This is a genomic window from Streptomyces sp. NPDC053079, from assembly GCF_044546695.1.
In the GTDB taxonomy this organism is placed as follows: Bacteria; Actinomycetota; Actinomycetes; order Streptomycetales; family Streptomycetaceae; genus Streptomyces.
Window position 1 is genome coordinate 319,831 of sequence record NZ_JBITZJ010000002.1, and the last position, 20,608, is coordinate 340,438.

Annotated in this window: 19 protein-coding genes; 12 read left to right on the top strand and 7 right to left on the bottom strand. The window is 71.5% G+C overall.

Going from position 1 to position 20,608, the window contains the following annotated elements; all coding sequences use genetic code 11:
* Nucleotides 1-6 precede the first annotated feature (6 nt).
* From ACIGXW_RS08650 to ACIGXW_RS08660, 3 genes are all read left to right on the top strand, one after another.
* Nucleotides 7-1,209, top strand: coding sequence for a glutathionylspermidine synthase family protein (locus tag ACIGXW_RS08650; RefSeq protein ID WP_399571356.1), 1,203 nt, complete (start codon nucleotides 7-9; stop codon nucleotides 1,207-1,209).
* A 117-nt stretch (nucleotides 1,210-1,326) separates the two neighbouring features.
* Nucleotides 1,327-2,280 carry an LPXTG cell wall anchor domain-containing protein gene (locus tag ACIGXW_RS08655; RefSeq protein WP_399571359.1) on the top strand — a complete coding sequence of 318 codons (954 nt, stop codon included), beginning with the start codon at nucleotides 1,327-1,329 and terminating at the stop codon, nucleotides 2,278-2,280.
* 290 nt (nucleotides 2,281-2,570) lie between these two features.
* Complete coding sequence (locus ACIGXW_RS08660; RefSeq protein ID WP_399571361.1) at nucleotides 2,571-2,852, top strand: hypothetical protein; 282 nt, start codon at nucleotides 2,571-2,573, stop codon at nucleotides 2,850-2,852.
* 67 nt (nucleotides 2,853-2,919) lie between these two features.
* Here the strand turns inward: ACIGXW_RS08660 and rocD are convergent, their stop codons facing one another.
* Nucleotides 2,920-4,125: an ornithine--oxo-acid transaminase gene (gene rocD / locus ACIGXW_RS08665; protein ID WP_399571364.1), complete on the bottom strand. Its 1,206-nt coding sequence runs from the start codon at nucleotides 4,123-4,125 to the stop codon at nucleotides 2,920-2,922.
* Nucleotides 4,126-4,225: 100 nt separating this feature from the next.
* On the opposite strand from rocD, the gene trpS reads away from it, so the two are divergent.
* From trpS to ACIGXW_RS08680, 3 genes are all read left to right on the top strand, one after another.
* Nucleotides 4,226-5,239, top strand: a complete 1,014-nt coding sequence (gene trpS / locus ACIGXW_RS08670; RefSeq protein ID WP_399571366.1) for a tryptophan--tRNA ligase — start codon at nucleotides 4,226-4,228, stop codon at nucleotides 5,237-5,239.
* Nucleotides 5,240-5,381: 142 nt separating this feature from the next.
* Nucleotides 5,382-5,966: a 2'-5' RNA ligase family protein gene (locus ACIGXW_RS08675; RefSeq protein ID WP_071962166.1), complete on the top strand. Its 585-nt coding sequence runs from the start codon at nucleotides 5,382-5,384 to the stop codon at nucleotides 5,964-5,966.
* Between the two features lie 50 nt (nucleotides 5,967-6,016).
* Nucleotides 6,017-6,901, top strand: a complete 885-nt coding sequence (locus tag ACIGXW_RS08680) for a YihY/virulence factor BrkB family protein (protein ID WP_071962167.1) — start codon at nucleotides 6,017-6,019, stop codon at nucleotides 6,899-6,901.
* Between the two features lie 3 nt (nucleotides 6,902-6,904).
* On the opposite strand, the gene ACIGXW_RS08685 is transcribed toward ACIGXW_RS08680, so the two are convergent.
* On the bottom strand, nucleotides 6,905-8,434 hold the full coding sequence (locus ACIGXW_RS08685; RefSeq protein ID WP_079273641.1) for a D-alanyl-D-alanine carboxypeptidase: 1,530 nt from the start codon (nucleotides 8,432-8,434) through the stop codon (nucleotides 6,905-6,907).
* Here ACIGXW_RS08685 and ACIGXW_RS08690 point away from each other — a divergent pair.
* Nucleotides 8,334-8,615 (top strand): SCO4848 family membrane protein, encoded by a 282-nt coding sequence (locus ACIGXW_RS08690; RefSeq protein WP_360913996.1) that lies wholly within the window; start codon nucleotides 8,334-8,336, stop codon nucleotides 8,613-8,615. The two genes, ACIGXW_RS08685 and ACIGXW_RS08690, sit on opposite strands and share 101 nt — an antisense overlap.
* Nucleotides 8,616-8,730: 115 nt before the next feature.
* On the top strand, nucleotides 8,731-10,290 hold the full coding sequence (locus ACIGXW_RS08695) for an ABC transporter substrate-binding protein (RefSeq protein WP_399571368.1): 1,560 nt from the start codon (nucleotides 8,731-8,733) through the stop codon (nucleotides 10,288-10,290).
* Nucleotides 10,291-10,310: 20 nt separating this feature from the next.
* On the opposite strand, the gene ACIGXW_RS08700 is transcribed toward ACIGXW_RS08695, so the two are convergent.
* From ACIGXW_RS08700 to sdhC, 5 genes are all read right to left on the bottom strand, one after another.
* Entirely contained in the window at nucleotides 10,311-11,093 is a 783-nt protein-coding gene (locus tag ACIGXW_RS08700) for an alpha/beta fold hydrolase (protein WP_399571370.1), read from the bottom strand.
* Between the two features lie 137 nt (nucleotides 11,094-11,230).
* Nucleotides 11,231-11,992, bottom strand: a complete 762-nt coding sequence (locus ACIGXW_RS08705; protein ID WP_399571373.1) for a succinate dehydrogenase iron-sulfur subunit — start codon at nucleotides 11,990-11,992, stop codon at nucleotides 11,231-11,233.
* A complete protein-coding gene (sdhA, locus tag ACIGXW_RS08710) occupies nucleotides 11,992-13,746 on the bottom strand; it encodes a succinate dehydrogenase flavoprotein subunit (RefSeq protein WP_399571375.1) in 1,755 nt (584 codons plus the stop codon). The genes ACIGXW_RS08705 and sdhA overlap by 1 nt, the downstream gene beginning before the upstream one ends.
* A gap of 20 nt (nucleotides 13,747-13,766) precedes the next feature.
* Nucleotides 13,767-14,237: a succinate dehydrogenase hydrophobic membrane anchor subunit gene (locus tag ACIGXW_RS08715; protein WP_360914006.1), complete on the bottom strand. Its 471-nt coding sequence runs from the start codon at nucleotides 14,235-14,237 to the stop codon at nucleotides 13,767-13,769.
* An 8-nt stretch (nucleotides 14,238-14,245) separates the two neighbouring features.
* Nucleotides 14,246-14,626, bottom strand: coding sequence for a succinate dehydrogenase, cytochrome b556 subunit (gene sdhC / locus ACIGXW_RS08720; protein WP_360914008.1), 381 nt, complete (start codon nucleotides 14,624-14,626; stop codon nucleotides 14,246-14,248).
* Between the two features lie 280 nt (nucleotides 14,627-14,906).
* Here sdhC and ACIGXW_RS08725 point away from each other — a divergent pair, with 280 nt between their 5' ends.
* The 4 genes from ACIGXW_RS08725 to ACIGXW_RS08740 all read left to right on the top strand — a co-directional run bounded on the left by ACIGXW_RS08725 (nucleotide 14,907) and on the right by ACIGXW_RS08740 (nucleotide 20,605).
* Entirely contained in the window at nucleotides 14,907-16,538 is a 1,632-nt protein-coding gene (locus ACIGXW_RS08725; protein ID WP_399571379.1) for a glycoside hydrolase family 20 protein, read from the top strand.
* Nucleotides 16,539-16,623: 85 nt separating this feature from the next.
* Entirely contained in the window at nucleotides 16,624-18,708 is a 2,085-nt protein-coding gene (locus ACIGXW_RS08730) for a glycosyltransferase (protein ID WP_399571382.1), read from the top strand.
* 99 nt (nucleotides 18,709-18,807) lie between these two features.
* On the top strand, nucleotides 18,808-19,335 hold the full coding sequence (locus ACIGXW_RS08735; RefSeq protein ID WP_071965162.1) for a hypothetical protein: 528 nt from the start codon (nucleotides 18,808-18,810) through the stop codon (nucleotides 19,333-19,335).
* Nucleotides 19,336-19,588: 253 nt separating this feature from the next.
* On the top strand, nucleotides 19,589-20,605 hold the full coding sequence (locus ACIGXW_RS08740; protein ID WP_399571385.1) for a DUF4328 domain-containing protein: 1,017 nt from the start codon (nucleotides 19,589-19,591) through the stop codon (nucleotides 20,603-20,605).
* Nucleotides 20,606-20,608 lie beyond the last annotated feature (3 nt).

Consider the following 20,608-nt stretch of genomic DNA (forward strand, 5'->3'; position numbering starts at 1 on the left):
GCGCCCATGCAGCGCCACCGCACCACCCCGCGCCCGGACTGGCAGGCCACCGTCGAGGAGCAGGGCCTCATCTACCCGCTCTCCCGCCACCCGGACGGCTCGTTGCGTCCGTACTGGGACGAGAGCGCGTACTACTCCTTCACCCTTCCCGAGATCGAGGTGCTCGAAGAGGTCGTCGAGGAGCTGCACGAGATGTGCCTGGCCGCGGCCGCGCACATCGTCGAGAAGGACCGCTTCGCCGACCTCGGCATCACCGACCCGCACCTCGCGGCCCTGATCGCCGAGTCCTGGCAGCGGCGCGCCGAACTGCCCTCCCTCTACGGGCGCTTCGACCTGCGCTACGACGGGCGCGGTGGCCCGGCGAAGATGCTGGAGTACAACGCCGACACGCCCACCTCCCTCGTGGAGGCGGCCGGTCCGCAGTGGTTCTGGATGGAGGAGCGCTTCGCGGACGTACCGCACGCCGATCAGTGGAACTCGCTGCACGAGCGGCTGGTCGACGCCTGGAAGCGCCAGGCGCACCTGCTGCCGCCCGGGGCGCCCGTGCACTTCGCGCACTCCATCGGCGACGAGCTGGGCGAGGACCTGATGACGGTCGCCTACCTGCGCGAGACAGCCGAACAGGCCGGGCTCGCCACGGACGTCATCTCCATGGAGGACATCGGCTGGGACCGGCTCGCGGGCCGTTTCGTCGACAAGAAACTGCGCTTCATACGGGCCTGCTTCAAGCTCTACCCGTGGGAGTGGCTGGCCGACGACGACTTCGGGCCGCGCGCCCTGGAGACCCTCGACAACGGCGGCGGCACGGGGTCCACGCTGTGGATCGAGCCCGCGTGGAAGATGCTGCTGTCCAACAAGGCGCTCCTGGCGATCCTGTGGGAGCTCTACCCGGGCCACCCGAACCTGCTGCCGTCGTACCTGGACGGCCCGCGCGAACTGGCCGACGCGGGCGGCGCCGGCTATGTGGCCAAGCCCCTGCTGGGCCGCGAGGGCGCGGGGGTCACCCTCCACCCGCCGGGCGCGGACCCCGTCGTCCGGGACGAGCCCTGCTGCTACCAAGAGCTCGCCCCGCTGCCCGACTTCGACGGCAACCACGTGGTCCTGGGCGCCTGGGTGGTCGAGGGCGAGGCCGCGGGCCTCGGCATCCGTGAGTCGGCGGGACTGGTCACGGACGAGTACGCGCGCTTCGTCCCCCATGTGATCCTCTAGGGCGCCAACCCATCGCTTTCCGGACTTTATGCCGAATATACGATGACCGGAGTAGCGCTCTGTGAGCGACCATCACACGCGCTGCTCCTGAATTCTTTCGGACCCGAGAGGTCTCCTGTGAAGATCCGCCATGCTCTGGTCGCGGCCGCCGTGGCCGCCGCGACGGTCCCCGCCGCCCTGCTGACCGCCGCTCCCGCGTTCGCGGAGACCGCGCCGGTGTCCCAGGCGCAGAGCAAGCCCACTGTCGCGCAGCTCGAGAAGGCCGTCGCCGAGGCGAAGAAGGCGTACGACGAGGCCTACGCCGCCGAGCGCGCCTCCTACAAGAAGTTCAGGGAGGACGGCTTCCCCGGCCGTGCGAAGGTCCGCGCCGCCGACGAGGAGGCCAAGGCCGCGGAGGCCGCCAAGGCCGCCGCAGACAAGACACTGACCGGTGCCGAGGCGGCGCTCGCGGCCCTGCCCGCCACCGCCACCGAGGCGGAGAAGGCGGCCGCGCATAAGACCGTCGCCGAGGCCCGGTCCGCCGTCACCTCGGCCGCCGCCGCCAAGTCCGCCGCCGACGCGAAGGCAAAGGCGGCGTTCGAGGCGTTGACCGAGGAGCTGATCGCTGCGAGCCGCCACCACGACGGGCTGCAGACCGACCTCAAGAAGACCCTCGCCGCCAAGACCGCCGCCGAGAAGGCCCTCGCGGACGCCAAGGCCGCCGCCGCGTCCGGCGGCGACAAGAAGGACGGCGCTTCCGACAGCAAGAAGGACGACAAGAAGGCCGGCCAGACGGGCGGTTCCACCGCCAACGGCCAGTCCTCCTCGGCCCCTTCGTCCCGTCCCACCAAGGCCGCGGACGAGGCCAAGGCCAAGACCAAGGCCGGCGCGTCGCAGGCCACCACCGCCACCGCCGCGTCCGGCGCGGGTCAGGGCAGCCAGGGTCAGAGCGCCTCGACGGTCACCCTCGCCCAGACCGGCAACTCCTCCCCGCTCCCGCAGATCGCCCTCGCGGGCGGCGCGGCCGTGGCGCTGGGCGCCGGCACGGTGCTCGCCGTGCGCCGCCGCCGCACGGGAGGTTCCGCCCTCTAGGCGCAGCCGCAGGAAAGTCGACATACGCGTGTGCCGCGCCCCTCGGGGCGCGGCACACGCGTATGTGCATGCGTCAGGTTCTCGGCCACAGCCTGTAGTTGCTGAACTCCGGCCCGCCGCCGAACATCGTCGTTTTTCGGCCGCGATGGCTGAAAGTGATGCAGAACACGGCAAGTTGATGGCTGGTTATCACGTGATCTGCCCCCACTTGCCCCGGTCCCCTGGAATCTGATCCTCCGTTACGCTCCGCGCTCGACGGGCCGCTACGGCCCGGGACTTGGAGAGACACCATGCGTCGACGCATTTCCGCCATCGCCCTGACCGCGGCGCTGGCCGGAGGGGCCCTGTTCGCCGCCCTTCCCGCGCAGACGGCCACCGCGGCCCCCGCGAAGACCTGCAAGCCGGCCGAGATGCGCCACGACATCTCCACCCTGCGCAGCAAGGCCCAGAAGCTCAAGCACCTGGGCGAGCCCGAGGCGGCCCGCCGCGCCAACGCGCAGGCGGACGCGCTCCAGCGCCAGCTCACCGCGTGCGAGAACAGCGAGCGGACCGCCGCGAAGCGCTGGTCGTAGTCCCCGCCGCCCGGCGCTGCCCCGGCCCGTGCGCACGGGCCGGGGCAGCGCCCGTCCGGGCCGCGGATCAGCCGCTCAGCACCGCCCGCAGCTGGTCCAGCCCCCAGTCCAGGTCCTCCTTGCCGATCACCAGCGGCGGGGCGATCCGGATGGTCGAGCCGTGGGTGTCCTTGACCAGCACCCCGCGCTCCATCAGCCGCTCCGAGATCTCGCGGCCCGTGCCGTGCTCGGGGGCGATGTCGACGCCCGCCCACAGGCCCCGGCCGCGGACCGCCGTGACCGCGCCGGCACCGGTCATCAGGCCCAGCTCGTGGTGGAGGTGCTCACCCAGCTCCGTGGCCCGTTCCTGGTATTCGCCCGAACGGAGGATCGCGATGACCTCCAGTGCCACCGCACACGCCAGGGGGTTGCCGCCGAAGGTGGAGCCGTGCTCGCCGGGGCGGTACACGCCCAGGACGTCGCGTGAGGAGACCACCGCCGACACCGGCACGACCCCGCCGCCCAGGGCCTTGCCCAGCACGTACATGTCCGGGACCACGCCCTCGTGCTCGCACGCGAACGTTCTGCCGGTGCGGCCCAGACCGGACTGGATCTCGTCGGCGATGAAGAGGACATTGCGCTCGCTCGTCAGCCGCCGCACGCCCGCCAGGTAGCCCGGCGGGGGGACGAGGACGCCCGCCTCGCCCTGGATCGGCTCCAGCAGCACGGCCACCGTGTCGTCGTCCACGGCGGCCTCCAGGGCCGCCAGGTCGCCGTAGGGGACGATCTCGAAGCCGGGGGTGTACGGGCCGAAGTCCGCCCGGGCCTCCTGGTCGGTCGAGAAGCTGATGATCGTCGTCGTCCGGCCGTGGAAGTTGTTCTCGGCCACCACGATCTTCGCCCGGCCGTCCGGCACGCCCTTGACGCGGTAGCCCCACTTGCGGGCGGTCTTCACGGCCGTCTCGACCGCCTCCGCGCCGGTGTTCATCGGCAGCACCATCTCCATGCCGCACAGCTCCGTCAGCGCGGCGCAGAACTCCGCGAAGCGGTCGTGGTGGAAGGCGCGCGAGGTCAGAGTCACCCGGTCCAGCTGCTGCTTGGCCGCGTTGATCAGCCGGCGGTTGCCGTGGCCGAAGTTCAGCGCCGAGTACCCGGCGAGCATGTCGAGGTAGCGGCGCCCCTCGACATCGGTCAGCCACGCGCCCTCGCCGGTCGCGATCACGACCGGAAGCGGATGGTAGTTGTGCGCGCTGTGCTCGTCGGCGGCGGAAATGCTGCGTTCCGTGGCGGTCAACGTGTGCTCCGTTCGGGTCGGGGCATGCTGCTGACGCCTTTCTACACCCCGACTCGCACCACGGGCCCGAGTCCGGTTCCGCACCTGAGAGAATGTGTGCATGGCCCTTGATCGCCCGCGCGCACTCTCCGGTATCCAGCCCACCGCAGGCTCGTTCCACCTCGGGAACTACCTCGGTGCCGTCCGTCAGTACGTGGCCCTGCAGGAGACCCACGACGCCTTCTACATGGTCGTCGACCTGCACGCGATCACCGTGCCGCAGAACCCGAAGGAGCTGCGCGCCAACACCCGTGTCGCCGCCGCGCAGCTGCTGGCCGCGGGCCTGGACCCGGAGCGCTGCACCCTCTTCGTCCAGAGCCACGTGCCCGAGCACGCGCAGCTCGCCTGGGTGATGAACTGCCTCACCGGGTTCGGCGAGGCGTCGCGGATGACGCAGTTCAAGGACAAGTCCGCCAAGCAGGGCGCGGGCGCGACCACGGTCGGCCTCTTCACCTACCCGATCCTCCAGGTCGCCGACATCCTGCTCTACCAGGCGAACGCCGTCCCGGTGGGCGAGGACCAGCGCCAGCACGTCGAGCTGACGCGCGACATCGCCGAGCGCTTCAACGGCCGCTTCGGCGACACCTTCACCGTCCCCTCCGCCCATATCGTCCGCGAGACGGCGAAGATCTACGACCTGCAGGACCCGACGGCGAAGATGAGCAAGTCGGCGGCGAACCCCAAGGGCCTGATCAACCTGCTCGACGAGCCCAAGGTCTCGGCGAAGAAGATCAAGAGCGCGGTCACCGACACGGACACGGTCGTCCGCTTCGACGCCGAGCACAAGCCGGGCGTCAGCAACCTCCTGACCATCTACTCCACGCTCACCGGCACCACCGTCGCCGAGCTGGAGCAGAAGTACGAGGGCAAGGGCTACGGCGCGCTCAAGACCGACCTCGCCGAGGTCATGGTCGAGTGGGTCACCCCCTTCCGCTCCCGTACGCAGGAATACCTCGACGACCCGGAGACGCTGGACTCGATCCTGGCCAAGGGCGCCGAGAAGGCCCGCGCCGTCGCCGCCGAGACGCTGGCCCAGGCGTACGACAAGGTGGGCTTCCTGCCCGCCAAGCACTGAGCCATCCGGATACGGTTCGGATGCGTCCGCGCACGTCGGGCCCATGGTCCCGGTAGCGCGGGACCAGGGGACCTGGCAGTGGGTGCGGCGCAGCCGTCACACTGACCACGGGGACGTACAGGCGCACAGGAGGGAGAACGCAGTGGGGACCGTAACGCTCGGCGTTTCGATCGCGGTCCCGGAGCCGTACGGCAGCTTCCTCCAGAAGCGCCGCGAGGGCTTCGGCGACCCGCACGCCCACGGCATTCCCACACACGTCACCCTGCTGCCGCCCACCGAGGTGGACGCCTCGTCACTGCCCGCGATCGAACGTCACCTGGCCGAGGTCGCGGCGGCCGGCCGGCCCTTCCGGATGCGCCTGTCCGGGACCGGCACGTTCCGCCCGCTGTCGCCCGTGGTCTTCGTCAACGTCGTCGAGGGCTCCTCGGCCTGTGCCTGGCTGCAGAAGCGGGTGCGGGACGCCTCCGGGCCGGTGGCCCGCGAGCTGCAGTTCCCGTACCACCCGCACGTCACCGTGGCGCACGGCATCGCCGAGGAGGCCATGGACCGGGCCTTCGAGGAGCTCGCGGACTACGAGGCGGCGTGGACGATCGAGGGCTTCGCGCTGTACGAGCAGGGAGAGGACGGTATCTGGCGCCTCGAGCGCGACTTTCCCTTTGGGACGGACGTGACGCCCGAGGTCCCCCGTCAGAGTGGTGTCTCCCCTCTGACCCGGCCCTCCCCGTAACCCGGGGGGCGCCGCCCCCGGGCCCCCGGGAATTGGGGTATCCGTAGATCATGGACTGGCTGACGCGCCTCCCCTTGATCGGAGAACCCCTCGCGAAGGCGATGCGCACGCACGCGTGGCGCTCGTACGAGACCCTCGAACGGGTGAAGTGGACCCGGCTGGCCGCCGCCATCACCTTCACCAGTTTCGTCGCGCTGTTCCCCCTGCTGACCCTCGGCGCGGCCGTCGCCGCGGCCCTGCTCAGCGAGGGCCAGACCCTGGAGCTGGAGAAGAGGATCAACGAGCAGGTGCCCGGCGTCTCCGCCGGCCTCGACCTGCGCGGCTTCACCGAGAACGCGGGCACCGTCGGGCTCGTCGCCGGTGCCCTGCTGCTGTTCACCGGCGTGAGCTGGGTGGGCTCGCTGCGCGAGTGCCTGCGCGCGGTGTGGGAGGTGGAGGAGGCCCCCGGCAACGTCTTCCTGCTCAAGCTCAAGGACGCGGCGGTCCTGATCGGCCTGGGCGGGGTGGCGCTGCTGTCGGTGGGCGCCTCGGCCTTCGCGTCGGCGGCCGTGGGCTGGGTGGTCGAGAAGACCGGGCTGGACGGGGTCGGCGGGCTGCTGACGGCGGCCGGCTTCTGCATCGCCGTCCTCGCCGACTTCCTGATGATGCTCTACGTACTCTCGCGGCTGCCCGGCGTCTGGCCCCGGCGGCGCCGGCTGGTGATCGCCGCCCTGATAGGCGCGGTCGGCTTCGAGGTGCTCAAGCTCGTGCTGAGCGGCTATCTGCAGGGCGTGGCGGCGAAGAGCATGTACGGCGCGTTCGGCACGCCCATCGCCCTGCTGCTGTGGATCAACTTCACGGCCAAGCTCACGCTCTACTGCGCCGCGTGGACGGCGACCGACGGGGCCGGGAAGGCCCCTTCGGCGCCGGCCGCGCGGCGCGGTGGGGAGTCGTAGCCGTCACTCCTTGGGGCGGCGGTGATCCACCCGCTGGACGCGCTGCGGCAGCGGGTGGCGGCGGTTGACGACGTAGCCGGCCACGGCCAGCACGGCCAGCGCCGCGCCGGTGAGGCCGAGCGCGGTCCACATGCCGCCTCCGCCGCCCGTGACCGCCGCCTGGGCGCTCTGGCCGGCGTTGCCGCCCCCGGAGACCCCGCCGGCCTTGTTCGCGCCGGCTGTGGGCGGCACGAGCACGCCGACCGGCTTGACGTGGCCGGCCGCCTCGAAGCCCCAGTTCAGGAGGGCCGCGCTCTCCTTGTAGACCTGGTAGGGCTCCTTGATCTCCGGGTTCATGACCGTGACCAGCAGCTTCTTGCCGTCGTGCTGGGCGACGCCGGTGAAGGTGTTGCCGGCGTTGGTCGTCGAGCCGTTCTTCACGCCCGCCATGCCCTTGTAGGCCTCGATGCCCTGGCCGGTGAGCAGGCGGTTGGTGTTGACGATCTCCTTGAACTTGCCCGGGTGGTCCTCGTCGGGGAACCGCGTCCTGGCCGTCGAGCAGTACTCGCGGAAGTCCGCCTTCTGCAGCCCGGAGCGCGCGAAGAGCGTGAGGTCGTACGCGCTGGAGACCTGGTCGTCCGCGTCGTAGCCGTCGGGCGTGACGACGTGGGTGTCGCGTGCCTGGAGCGCGTCGGCGTGCTCCTGCATGTCCTTGACGGTCTGTCGGACGCCGCCGTTCATCGCGGACAGCACGTGCACCGCGTCGTTGCCGGACTTCAGGAAGACGCCCATCCACATGTCGTGGACGGAGTACGTCAGGCCCTCCTTCATCCCGACCTGGCTGCTGCCCTCGCCCATGCCCTCGAGATCGGACGGCTTCACCTTGCGCTGCTGGTTCTTGGGGAACCTCGGCAGCAGCGTGTCGGCGAAGAGCATCTTCAGGGTGGAGGCGGGCGGCAGCTCCCAGTGCGCGTTGTTCGCGGCCAGGATGTCGCCGGACTCGGCGTCGGCGATGAGCCAGGAGTTCCCGCTGAGCTCCCTGGGCAGGGCCGGCGCGCCCGGGCCCAGTTTCACCTGGACGCCGGGCCTGCCCAGCAGCTCGCCGCCCACCGTGGACATCTTGGCGGGCGGTCGCTTCGGCGGCTTGGCCTTGCCGTCGGCCGCGGGGGTCGCGGAGGCGGCGGGGGAGGGGGGTGCGGCCAGGGCCGGGGCGGCGGTCGCCAGCGGCAGCAGCAGCGAGGCGCCGGCCGCCAGCAGGGTCGCGGAACGGCGTGCTGTGCGCGCTGCGGAGTACCGCGTGCGGTGCGCGGAGTACCGCGGGGGATGTGATGTCGTCGTCGGCACGCTGGTGAACGTACCTCCACGCGCTGTGAACGTGGACGGTGCCTCACGGCGGGCGTCTGTCGAGGACCCGATAGGACCAGTGCGAGAACCGAAACGCATACTGAAACCCATGGTGAAGTCTTCCGGGGAAGCGGCCCCCCGAACCCCCGCGACCCTCTCGCGTCCCGTGTCGTGGTTCCTGCTCGCCTTCGGCGCGTGGAGCTGGGTCATCTGGTCCACTTTCGTGAAAAATCTCTGGAAGGACGGCAGCGGGCTGGCCTTCGACGACGCGGGTTCCCCCACCGCGTACTTCTGGGTCCACCTGACGCTCGCGATCACATCGTTTCTTCTGGGGACGGCTGTAGGGCTCATCGGGTTGCGTGGCGTCAGGGCGTTGCGGCGCAGCTCATAACGGACAAGTCCCTGCCGCGCCCCAACCGCGGGCGATCACTTGCCCGATTCCCGGGACGTACGCGCGTTCGCCTGTTTACGGTGATGCGCATCACTGGGCGGGAGGGGCGCAGGGGATGCGTGGTGTCCGATTACGAGTGGCCGTGCTGCCGGTACTGGCGTGCCTGGCCCTGTCGGTGTCCGGCTGCGGGCTCACGGCGGGGGACGACGGCGGCGGGCCGGTCAGGGTGGGCACGACCGACACGGTCAGCACGCTGGACCCGGCGGGCGCGTACGACGCGGGCTCCTGGGCGCTGTACGGCAACGTCTACCAGTCGCTGCTGACCTTCGGGCCGGGCTCCGGCACCCCGGTGCCCGACGCGGCGCGCCGCTGCTCCTTCCGGGGCGACGACCTGCGCACCTACGTGTGCGAGTTGCGCCCGGGGCTGAGGTTCGCCAACGGCCACGAGCTGACGGCGGAGGACGTGAAGTTCTCCTTCGACCGCATCGGGCGGATCGACTCCCCGCAGGGGCCCAGATCGCTGCTGGAGACGCTGGGGTCGGTGGAGGCGTCCGCCGACGGGACGACGGTGACCTTCCGGCTGAAGGTGCCGGACGCCACCTTCCCGCTCAAGATCGCCACGGGGGCGGGGTCGATCGTCGACGGCGAGCTCTACCCCGCCGACCGGCTCCGCCGGGGCGAGGAGGCGGACGGCTCGGGCCCGTACGTCCTGGCCGACTACGAGCCCGGCGCCAGCGCCGAACTGGAGCGCAACAAGCACTACAAGGGCGCCGTGAAGAAGGTCGGCGGCGATGTGACGGTGCGCTACTTCGCCGACCCCAGCCGGATGAGCGACGCCTGGAAGCGCAGGGCCGTCGACGTGGCCGCCCGGCAGATGCCGCCCGCCGACCTGGCCGGGCTGTCGTCCGCCGACTCCGGCGTCCGGGTGAGCGAGAACGCCGCCGCCAACACCCGCTTCCTGGTCTTCAACCAGCGCGAGGGCTCACCCCTGCGGGCGGCGGCCGTACGCCGGGCGATCGCCGCCGTAGTCGACCGCGAGGCGCTCGCCCGGGACGTGCACCTGCGCACGGTGGAGCCGCTGTACTCCCTCGTCCCGCAGGGCCTCACGGGCCACGCCACGTCCTTCTTCGACGCCTACCCCAGGCCGGACCCCGGCCGGGCCGCGCAGCTGCTGAAGCAGGCGGGCGTCACGACGCCGGTCGCCTTCCGGATCGCCTACTCGCAGGGCGCGGTGACGGACCAGGAGGCGGCGCTGCTCAAGCGGCAGCTGGAGGCGACGGGGCTGTTCCGGGTGAGCACCCTGCGGGTCGCGTGGCAGGAGTTCCAGGAGGGCTACGCCAAGGGGGCGTACGACGCGTACTGCGTCAGCTGGGTCGCCGACTTCCCCGACCCCGACACCTTCACCAGCCCCCTGGTCGGCGCCGACAACGCCTTCCACTCCGGCTACTCCAGCACCCGTGTGGAGGACCTCATCCGGGTGACGCGGCGGAACCCGCAGCGCAACCGGGTGGCGGCCGAGGTCCGCAGCATCCAGAAGATCGTGGCCGAGGACGTGCCCCTGGTGCCGCTGTGGCAGAAGAAGGACTACGTCCTCGGCCGGTCCGCCGTCTCCGGGACGCAGTACCTCTCCGACGGCACGGGCATCTGGCGGCTGTGGATGCTGGGGCGGATCTGAAAGGGGCCCGCCCCGCCCCCTCACAGGCCGTGGCGGCCGAGGAAGTCCGTGATCAGCTTCTGCCACTCCTCGGGCCGCTCGGCCATGGGGACGTGGCCCGTGGCGATCTCGGCGTACTCGGCACCGGCGATGCGGTCGGCCAGCAGGCGGGAGTGGGCGGGGGAGACCAGGGTGTCCTGCGTCGTGGCGATGACCAGGGTGGGCACCGAGATGCCCGGCAGGTCGCCGGAGGTGTCGGAGACCCCGACGAGGGCCGCCTGGTCGGCGGCGCCGGCCGGCACGCCACCGGCGATCATGTCGTAGAAGGCCCCGAGCTCCTCCCGCGGCACGGCGTTGAAGAAGTCCTCGCCGAAGCCGCTGAGGGCGACGAAGCGGGCGAAGGCCTGCAGGTCCTCCTCCGCGAGCAGCTTGCGCCACAGGTCCAGGGAGGCCAGCAGCCGGTTGTCGGGCCGGGTCAGACCGGCCGTCAGCACCAGGCCCCGCACCCGCTCGGGATGCCGCGCGGCGGCCCGTACGGAGACCAGCGTGCCCAGCGAGTAGCCGACGAGGGTGAAGGTCTCCAGCCCCGCCCCGTCCGCCGCGGCCACGACCGCGTCGGCCAGCCCGTCCAGGCTCATGCCGCCGGTCGCGCGCGGCGTGGCGCCGGAGCCGGGGTAGTCGGGGGCCACCACGGTGTGGTGCTCGGCGAGGGCCGGGAGGATGGGCGCGTAGTTGCCCTCGATGCTGCCGCCCGCGCCGTGCGCGAGCAGGAGGCCGGGGCCGGATCCGGTGACGGTCGTGGAAAGTGCGGCGATCTGTGTCATGACCCGGAGGCTGCCGTATGACACCAGTGTGAAGGTCAAGCACTTCGGGGTCCGGGGCGGAGCCCCGAAAAACGCCGTGGGCCCCGCTCCCGAGAAATCGGGAGCGGGGCCCACGGCACTGCGGACCGGACCGGAGGTCAGAAGCGGCGCGTGATGAGCGCCCGCTTCACCTCCTGGATCGCCTTGGTGACCTCGATGCCACGCGGGCACGCGTCGGTGCAGTTGAAGGTCGTGCGGCAGCGCCACACGCCGTCCTTGTCGTTCAGGATCTCCAGGCGCTGCTCACCGGCCTCGTCACGCGAGTCGAAGATGAAGCGGTGCGCGTTGACGATCGCCGCCGGGCCGAAGTACTGGCCGTCGTTCCAGAACACCGGGCACGAGGACGTGCACGCGGCGCACAGGATGCACTTGGTGGTGTCGTCGAAGCGCTCGCGGTCCTCGGCGGACTGCAGGCGCTCACGCGTCGGCTCGTTGCCCTTGGTGATCAGGAAGGGCATGACGTCGCGGTACGCCTGGAAGAACGGCTCCATGTCGACCACGAGGTCCTTCAGGACCGTCAGGCCCTTGATGGGCTCGATCGTGATCGGCTTGGCCGGGTTGAGGTCCTTGATCAGCGTCTTGCACGCCAGGCGGTTGCGGCCGTTGATGCGCATCGCGTCGGAGCCGCAGATGCCGTGCGCGCAGGAGCGACGGAAGGTCAGCGAGCCGTCCAGGTCCCACTTGATCTTGTGGAGACCGTCGAGCACGCGCTCCTTCGGGTCGATCTCCACCTCGAAGTCTTCCCAGGTGGCGTCGGCCGAGACCTCGGGGTTGAACCGGCGGATCCGGAAGGTGACCGTGATGTACGGCGACACGTCCTTCGCCGCGGTCCCGGTCTTCTCGAGAGTCGGAGTAGCCATCAGTACTTACGCTCCATCGGCTGGTAGCGGGTCTGGACGACCGGCTTGTAGTCGAGGCGGATCGAGTCCTTGCCGTCCGCGTCGACCTCTCGGTACGCCATGGTGTGGCGCATGAAGTTGACGTCGTCGCGGTTGGGGTAGTCCTCGCGGTAGTGACCACCGCGCGACTCCTTGCGCGCCAGCGCGGACACGGCCATGACCTCGGCCAGGTCGAGCAGGTTGCCCAGCTCGATGGCCTCCAGCAGGTCCGTGTTGAAGCGCTTGCCCTTGTCCTGGACGGACACGTTCTTGTAGCGCTCGCGCAGCTCGGCGATCTTCTCGACGGCCGTCTTGATGGTCTGCTCGGTGCGGAAGACCATGACGTTGGCGTCCATGGTCTCCTGCAGCTCCTTGCGGATCTCCGCGACCCGCTCGGTGCCGGTGGAGTTGCGCAGCCGCTCGACCTGGTCGGCGACGAGCTGCGCCGGGTCCTCCGGCAGCTCGACGAAGTCGGCCTTCGCGGAGTACTCCGCGGCGGCGATGCCCGCGCGGCGGCCGAAGACGTTGATGTCGAGCAGCGAGTTGGTGCCCAGGCGGTTGGCGCCGTGGACCGACACGCAGGCGACCTCGCCGGCGGCGTACAGGCCGGGGACGACGGTGTCGTTGTCGGCCAGCACCTCGCCCTCGACGTTGGTCGGGATGCCGCCCATGGCGTAGTGCGCGGTGGGCTGGATCGGGATCGGGTCCGTGTAGGGCTCGATGCCCAGGTACGTCCGCGCGAACTCGGTGATGTCCGGGAGCTTGGCGTCCAGCTGCTCCGGCGGCAGGTGGGTGAGGTCGAGGTAGACGTGGTCGCCCTCGGGACCGCAGCCACGGCCCTCGCGGATCTCCGTGTAGATGGAGCGCGAGACGACGTCACGGGACGCGAGGTCCTTCATGACCGGCGCGTACTTCTCCATGAAGCGCTCGCCGTCCTTGTTGCGGAGGATGCCGCCCTCACCGCGGGCGCCCTCCGTCAGCAGGATGCCCATGCGCCAGATGCCGGTCGGGTGGAACTGGAAGAACTCCATGTCCTCCAGCGGCAGGCCGCGGCGGTAGCAGGCCGCCTGGCCGTCACCCGTGAGGGTGTGCGCGTTGGAGGTCACCTTGAAGAACTTGCCGGTGCCGCCGGAGGCGTAGATGACGGCCTTCGCCTGGAAGACGTGGATCTCGCCGGTGGCCAGCTCGTAGGCGACCACACCGGCCGACTTCTTGACGCCGTCGACCTCGGTGATCAGCTGGTCGAGGACGTAGAACTCGTTGAAGAACTCCACGCCCTCCTTGACGCAGTTCTGGTACAGCGTCTGGAGGATCATGTGGCCGGTGCGGTCCGCGGCGTAGCAGGACCGGCGGACCGGGGCCTCGCCGTGGTTACGGCTGTGACCGCCGAAGCGGCGCTGGTCGATGGTGCCGTCCGGGGTGCGGTTGAACGGCAGGCCCATCTTCTCGAGGTCGAGGACCGCGTCGATGGCCTCCTTCGCCAGGATCTCGGCGGCGTCCTGGTCGACCAGGTAGTCGCCACCCTTGATCGTGTCGAAGGTGTGCCACTCCCAGTTGTCCTCCTCGACGTTCGCGAGGGCGGCGGCCATGCCGCCCTGGGCGGCGCCGGTGTGGGAGCGGGTCGGGTACAGCTTGGTGAGCACCGCGGTGCGGCTGCGCTTGGTCGCCTCGATGGCCGCACGCATGCCGGCGCCACCGGCGCCGACGATGACGGTGTCGTACTTGTGGATCTTCATGGTCGCGTCAGCCCCGGGCTCTAGCGGATGTTCGGGTCGAAGGTGAAGATCACCAGCGTGCCCAGCAGGACGGTGAACACCGTGGCGGTGTACAGCAGCATCTTCAGCCAGAAGCGGGTGTTGTCCCGCTCCGCGTAGTCGTTGATGACCGTGCGGAGGCCGTTCGCACCGTGCAGCATCGCGAGCCACAGCATGACGAGGTCCCAGGCCTGCCAGAACGGCGAGGCCCAGCGGCCGGCCACGAAGGCGAAGCCGATCTTGCTGACGCCGCCGTCCAGCACGAGCTGGATCAGCAGGTGGCCGAGGACCAGGACGACCAGCACGATGCCGGACAGCCGCATGAACAGCCAGCCGTACAGCTCGAAGTTGGTGCGCGTGGACTTCGGGGTCTTCTTGGTGCGCTTGCGCGGCGCCTCGATGACCGGGGCCGGGTTGTCGACGTCGTACAGGGACACGTCGCTCACGGCAGCGGGGGTGGTTTCAGCGGACATCTGGTGCCTCAGCTCCCGAACAGTTCACGTGCGGCATGCCCGAGCACGGGGTAGATCGCCCCCGCCATCAGGAGGGCCCAGACGCCCACGACGGACCAGAGCATCTGCTTCTGGTAGCGCGGGCCCTTGGACCAGAAGTCCACCGCGATGACCCGAAGGCCGTTGAGCGCGTGGAAGAGGATGGCGGCGACCAGGCCGTATTCCAGGCAGGCCACGATCGGGGTCTTGTACGTCGCGACCACGTCGTCGTAGGCCTCGGGGGAGACGCGAACGAGAGCGGTGTCGAGGACGTGCACGAACAGGAAGAAGAAAATGAGGACGCCGGTGACTCGATGAGCCACCCAGGACCACATGCCTTCCCGGCCGCGGTACAGCGTTCCAGCCGGCACGGAAAACCCTCCGGGAGCGGGGATTGGGGCCTGCCGGCTTCTCTGTCGGTCGGGCCCGGCCGGGTACGGTCCACCGGCCCTGGCCATCGTAGCGACGCTCTGTCGGTTCGGTCCCCCGGGGTATGTCAGGTGTGATCAAAGAGGCACGTACGGCCTAGGCCCTTCGGCAACCAGGGCCCGGGTTGTCCGATCTGCCCCGGCGTGTCCGGGGCGCGAGGCGCAGCACAACGGACGAAAAGCAATATCTTCGCCGCAAAGCACCACATAGGAGGTTTGCTCCATGGGACGCTCTGTCAGGCTCTCGCGTGCGTCGGCCGTCCGGGGGACCGTGGCGAGTTTCGCCCTCCTCGCGACCATGACCCTCATGGGCTGTCCCCGGGACGGTTCGGCCGACCGCCCGGCCGACGGCGACTCGCGCTCCCCCCACGGAACGTCGGCGCGCCCGACCTCGCCGGCCGGCACCACCGCCGCGCCCGGGCCCCCGCCCGTGCCCGGCGCCCTTCCGCGCACGGTCCCGGCCGTCCGCTCGTTCTCCCCGGCCGGCGGCCCCGGCTGGCGGCCCGCGTCCGGCGCCCGCGTGGTGGCCCCGGACGGTCCGCTGGCCGACGAGGGCCGCCGGCTCGCCGCCGACCTGAAGCTCCCCTTCGCCACCGGTCCCGCCCACTCGGGTGACGTCGAGCTGATGCTCCGTCCGGGTCAGAGTGGCGGCCGGGAGTCCTACCGGGTGGAGACGCGGGGCCGCAAGGTCACCGTCACCGCCCCCGACGAGGCGGGCGTCTTCTACGGCACCCGCACCGTCCTGCAGGCCGTCCGCACCGGCGGCGTCCCCGAGGGCACGCTGAGCGACCGGCCCGACCGCCCGCAGCGCGGGCTCAACCTCGACATCGCCCGCAAGCACTTCCCCGCCGACTGGATCGAGGCCCGGCTGCGCGAGATGGCCGACCTCAAGCTCAACCAGCTCGGCCTGCACTTCTCCGACGACCAGGGCTTCCGCATCGAGAGCACCTCGCACCCGGAGATCGTCTCCCCGCAGCACCTGACCAAGGCCGAGGTCCGCCGCATCGTCGACCTCGCCTCGACCCTGCACATCACCGTCGTCCCCGAGATCGACTCGCCGGGCCACCTGGGCGCCGTCATGAACGCCCACCCCGCCCTGCAGCTCCGCAACGCCTCCGGGACGGTCGCCCGGGGCGCCGTCGACATCGCCAACGCCGGCTCCGCCGCCATCGTCGACGACCTCATCCGCGAGTACGCGGCCCTCTTCCCCGGCCCGTACTTCCACCTCGGCGCCGATGAGTACCGCGCCCTGATGGCGAAGGACCCCGAGGCCTCCTACCCCCGCCTGGCCGAGGCGGCCCGGCAGAAGTACGGGCCCAAGGCCCGGGTCCAGGACCTGGCGACGGGCTGGCTCAACGACCGGGCGGCGGTCGTGCGCAGCCTCGGCAAGACGCCCAAGGCGTGGAACGACGGCTTCTTCACGGGCGGCGTCGTCACGCCCGACAAATCCATCGAAGTCGAGTACTGGACCGGTAAGGAGATCGGCGCCCGTCCGCCGCAGGAGTACCTGAACGAGGGACGCACGCTGGTCAACCTGAACGACGAATACCTCTATTACGTGCTCGGCCAGCCGAACCAGTTCGTCTACCCGACCGGCGAGCGGATCTACCGGCAGTGGTCGCCGGCCGTGCTGCGCGGCACGGCGCCCGTGCCGACCGGGCCGACGGGCCCGGACCGCATCCCGGGCGGCCGCCTGGCGGTGTGGTGCGACCGGCCGGAGGCCCAGACGGCGGACCAGGTGGCGGCGGGGATCCGGCTGCCGCTGGCGGCGGTGGCCCAGCGGCTGTGGGACCCACGGGTGCCACGACGCACGTGGCCGGATTTCGCGGCCCTGGTGGGCCAGGTGCGGCGCTGAGGGGCGCTCTGCTCCGGACCGGGGGTCCGGGGGCGGCGCCCCCGGTACCCTCGCCGCAAGCACCGCGCACCGTAACGAGGGCCCGATGAAGATCGAATTCCTGCTGCACAACGCCTACGGCATCGGCGGCACCATCCGCTCCACCGTCAACCTCGCCTCCGCCCTCGCCGACCGCCACGACGTGCGGATCATCAGCGTGAACCGCCCGGTGGACGAGCCCGAGCTGAGCATCGACCCCCGCGTGCGCGTGACGCCCCTCGTCGACCTGCGCGAAGGCACCGAGCACGACGAGTACGGGGCCCCGCTCAACCAGCGGCCCAGCGAGATCTTCCGGGACGAGCGCATCGACAACGGCCGCATGGCCGCCACCGCCCTCACCGACGAGCGCGTCGCCGCCCACCTCGCCGCGACCGACGCGGACGTCGTCATCGCCACCCGGCCCAAGCTCATCGGCTACCTCGCGCGGTACGGCGCCGACCGCCCCTACCTGCGGCTGGGCCAGGAGCACCTCACCCACGAGGCGCACGTCGCGGAGCTGCACGCCGTGATGGACCCGGCCATCGCCGCGCTCGACGCCTTCGCCACCGTCTCCGAGGCGGACGCCGGGCACTACCGCGAGGCCCTTCCCGACGCCGGCGCCCGCATCCTGTCCATCCCCAACGCCGTCCCCGCCCCGGCCGCCGCCCCCTCCGACGGCACGTCCCGGACGATCGTCTCCGCCGGCCGCCTCGTCGGCGTCAAGCGCTACGACCGCCTCATCGCCGCCTTCGGCAAGATCGCCGAAGAGCGCCCGGACTGGAACCTGCGCATCTACGGACGCGGCCCGGCCAAGGCCAAGCTGCGCAAGCAGATCGAGGAACTGGGCCTGTACGAGCGCGTCACCCTCATGGGCGCCCGCTCGCCCATCGAGACCGAGTGGTCCAAGGGCGCCGTCGCGGCCGTGGCCTCCGACGCCGAGTCCTTCGGCATGACCATCGTCGAGGCCATGCACGCCGGCCTGCCGGTCGTCGCCACCGACTGCCCGTACGGCCCCCGCGAGATCCTCACGGACGGCACCGACGGCCTGCTGGTGCCGCTGGGCCCGGAGGCGGATGGGCACGACGCCGTCGACGCCTACGCCGAGGCCCTGTTGAAGGTGACCGGGGACGCCGCCCTGCGGGCCCGGCTGGGCGAGGCCGCCCGGACGGCCGCACACCGCTACGAACCCTCCGCCGTCGCCCGGCGCTACGAGGAGCTCTTCGAGGAGCTGCGGCCGGGCTGCACCGCCGAGCGGCCGAAGAAGGGCGGCGGCCTGCTGCGCGGTCTCTTCGGCGGCGGCCGCAAGCAGCAGCCGGCCGCGCCGCGCCCGCAGGAGAGCGCCGCCCATCCGGAGGCCCGCTGCACGGTCGACGCCGACGGCTCCCTGCTCGTACGCGTCCGGGCCGGCGAGCTGACCGGCGCCGACACGCACGTCCTGCTGCGGCACCGGGGCAGCAAGGGCAAGGAGACGGTCCGGGTGCCGCTGCCGGAGCGCGGCCGGGAGACTGGGGAGTGGGTGGAGGCCCGCATCGGGCGGAGCGCGCACGTGATGTCCGAAGGGCGCTGGGACACCTACGTCGAGCGCTCCGGCGACTCCTCCCGGCGCCGGCTGCGCGCCGCGCTCGTCGAGCAGAAGACGCTGCTGGACCTTCCCCTTCAGCCGAGCGCCAAGGGCGTCACGGCGTGGGTGCCGTACGGGACGAGCGACGGCTTCCTCGCCGTACGGACCTGGCTGCGGCCCGAGCACGCCGAGGCGACAGAGGTACGGATGGGGGCCGACGGGGTGAGCGTCTCCTTCGCCCTGTCCGGGACCGCCCCGGGCGAGGGCGCCGAGATCATCGCCCGGCTGCGCGGGGCCGACGGTGCGGTGGGCGACGTCCGCACGCCCGCCGACGGGGGCACCGGCACCCTGCCGTACGGGCCGATGAGCCGGCGCGTCGGCGAGGAGCAGGACCTGTGGGACCTGTACGTGCGCCCGGCGGCCGGGGCCGCCCTGGTGCGGGTGGGCCGGCTCGCCGGCGACTTCGCCGACCGCAAGGGCATCGACACCTTCCCGGCCGCGAACCGCGGGGACGTCCGGCTGCGGCCGTACTTCACCGTCACCAACGATCTGACGATCTCGGTGAAGGACGCGGTGGGCGAAGACGCCTGAGACCGCGTGGTGCCGGTGTGACGGAGGAGGAGTTCCCCGCGCTGTAAGACCCAGAGCCGTTTGTTTTCGCGGACGGAAACAGACAGAGGGAGAACGCTCATGGGCTTCTGGGGCTACTTACTCGTCGGCCGTGCCGGCGACGGGGCACTCGCCGAGTGCCCCGTCCTCGCCACGAGCCGCGACCGACCGGTGCCGGCCCGGACCTTCGCCGGCGGCTGGCGGCTGTGGGAGCGACCCGGCCCGCCCGACCCGGCCGGCACGGACGCCCTGGTCCGCGCCCTGGCCGATGCCACGGACGCACCGGCCCTGGCCGCGTACGTGATGGAGAGCGACTGCGCCGTCATCGGCGGCGCGCGCCCCGGCGGCCCCTGCTGGTCGGCCTGTCTGGGCCGCACGGCACTGGCCCGCCACATGGCCGACACCGGGCTCGGCCTCGACGAACTCTTCCCCGCCCCGCCCGTGGCGGCGGCGCACTGCGCGGCGTGGGCGGCGGCGGCCGGACGCGCGGCGGACGCTGCGGAACTGGCCCGGGTGCTGGCCGCGGAGCCCGGTCCCCTCGTGGAGGACCTCTTCCGGGACCTGCTGGCCCGGCTCGGCATGGTGGAGCGACGGCTCGCCGGGCGGTGAAAGCGGTGACGGAACGAAGGACGGCCGGAGCCGCCACCCCCCACAGGAGAGGCTCCGGCCGCCGTTCCGTTGCGAACCCTGGTGGGGTACGCACTTCCTACAGCGCCGGGAATCGAAAATTCGTCACACCCCGGGCCCCGGGCGCGGGCCGCGTAGTATCTCCCGCTCATAGCCGTTTTCCCGTGGCCTCGGCCAGGCCACAACCCTGGGGGTCTGAGAGATGTATCCGTGCGGTCACTGCCGCGCAGCCGCGGTGGGCCACGACGGCCGCTGCGCCGCGTGCGGGGCGTACCAGCAGCCGGCGGCGCCGATGGCCGCCGCCGTGCCGCCGTACCCGTACCCGGCGGCGCCGGGCGCGATGCCCGGTGCGATGCCGGTCGGCGGCGTGGACCTGCGCCGCGGCGTACGGATCTCGCTGACGGTGCTGCTGTCGGTGGCGATGGCGGTGCTGCTGCTCCTGATAGCCGCGCGCGGCCAGCAGCGCGAGGCCGTCGACGCACTGCTGCACGACGGCGTCACCTCCGCCACGTTGGACAAGGCGGACGACGCGGACGGCTTCTACGCCGCGATGCTGTTCGTCTACGTCCTGACGCTCGCGGCCACGGCCGTGCTGTGGGTCATCTGGTTCCGCCGGATGCGGCTCAACGCCGAGGCCTTCGCGCCCGGAACGCACCGTTTCGGCAGCGGCTGGGCGGTCGGTTCGTGGTTCACGCCGGTCGTCAACCTCTGGTTCCCCAAGCAGATGGCCAACGACATCTACCGGGCCAGCGCCCCCGCGGGCCCGCAGAGCGCGCCCAAGGGCCTGCTCAACGCCTGGTGGGTGCTCTGGCTGGTGGCGGGCGGCATCAGCATGGTCGGCAACCTCATGTACTCGGTGGCCGAGCGGAAGCTCAAGACCCGCCACACCAGCCTGGACTCCGTGCGCGACGACATCGAGACGCTGAAGACCGCGCTCTCGATCAGCACGCTCGCCCTGCTGCTGTACGTCGTGGCCGCGCTCCTCGCGCTGCTGGTCGTCCGGCAGCTGACGCGGATGCAGGAGCAGCGCGCCCTGGCCGGCCCGCAGGCCGTGCCGCCCATGGGCGGAATGCCGATGGGCGCGATGCCCGCGGCGGGGATGCCGTACGGCGCCCCGGCGGCTCCGGCCGCCGGCTGGCTGCCGCAGCAGCAGCCCCAGCAGCCTCCCGCGCAGCCCTACGGACAGCCTCCGTACGGTCCTCCGGGCACGGGTCCGCAGAATCCTTTCGGCAACGGTACGCAGGGCTACTGAACC

Coding starts and splice junctions, on each gene's coding strand:
- ACIGXW_RS08700 (WP_399571370.1), bottom strand. CDS start 11,093: ATGACACAGATCGCCGCACTTTCCACGACCGTCACCGGATCCGGCCCC.
- ACIGXW_RS08705 (WP_399571373.1), bottom strand. CDS start 11,992: ATGGCTACTCCGACTCTCGAGAAGACCGGGACCGCGGCGAAGGACGTG.
- ACIGXW_RS08680 (WP_071962167.1), top strand. CDS start 6,017: ATGGACTGGCTGACGCGCCTCCCCTTGATCGGAGAACCCCTCGCGAAG.
- ACIGXW_RS08690 (WP_360913996.1), top strand. CDS start 8,334: ATGGTGAAGTCTTCCGGGGAAGCGGCCCCCCGAACCCCCGCGACCCTC.
- trpS (WP_399571366.1), top strand. CDS start 4,226: ATGGCCCTTGATCGCCCGCGCGCACTCTCCGGTATCCAGCCCACCGCA.
- ACIGXW_RS08725 (WP_399571379.1), top strand. CDS start 14,907: ATGGGACGCTCTGTCAGGCTCTCGCGTGCGTCGGCCGTCCGGGGGACC.
- ACIGXW_RS08660 (WP_399571361.1), top strand. CDS start 2,571: ATGCGTCGACGCATTTCCGCCATCGCCCTGACCGCGGCGCTGGCCGGA.
- sdhA (WP_399571375.1), bottom strand. CDS start 13,746: ATGAAGATCCACAAGTACGACACCGTCATCGTCGGCGCCGGTGGCGCC.
- ACIGXW_RS08730 (WP_399571382.1), top strand. CDS start 16,624: ATGAAGATCGAATTCCTGCTGCACAACGCCTACGGCATCGGCGGCACC.
- ACIGXW_RS08695 (WP_399571368.1), top strand. CDS start 8,731: ATGCGTGGTGTCCGATTACGAGTGGCCGTGCTGCCGGTACTGGCGTGC.
- ACIGXW_RS08735 (WP_071965162.1), top strand. CDS start 18,808: ATGGGCTTCTGGGGCTACTTACTCGTCGGCCGTGCCGGCGACGGGGCA.
- ACIGXW_RS08685 (WP_079273641.1), bottom strand. CDS start 8,434: ATGACCCAGCTCCACGCGCCGAAGGCGAGCAGGAACCACGACACGGGA.
- ACIGXW_RS08715 (WP_360914006.1), bottom strand. CDS start 14,237: ATGTCCGCTGAAACCACCCCCGCTGCCGTGAGCGACGTGTCCCTGTAC.
- ACIGXW_RS08650 (WP_399571356.1), top strand. CDS start 7: ATGCAGCGCCACCGCACCACCCCGCGCCCGGACTGGCAGGCCACCGTC.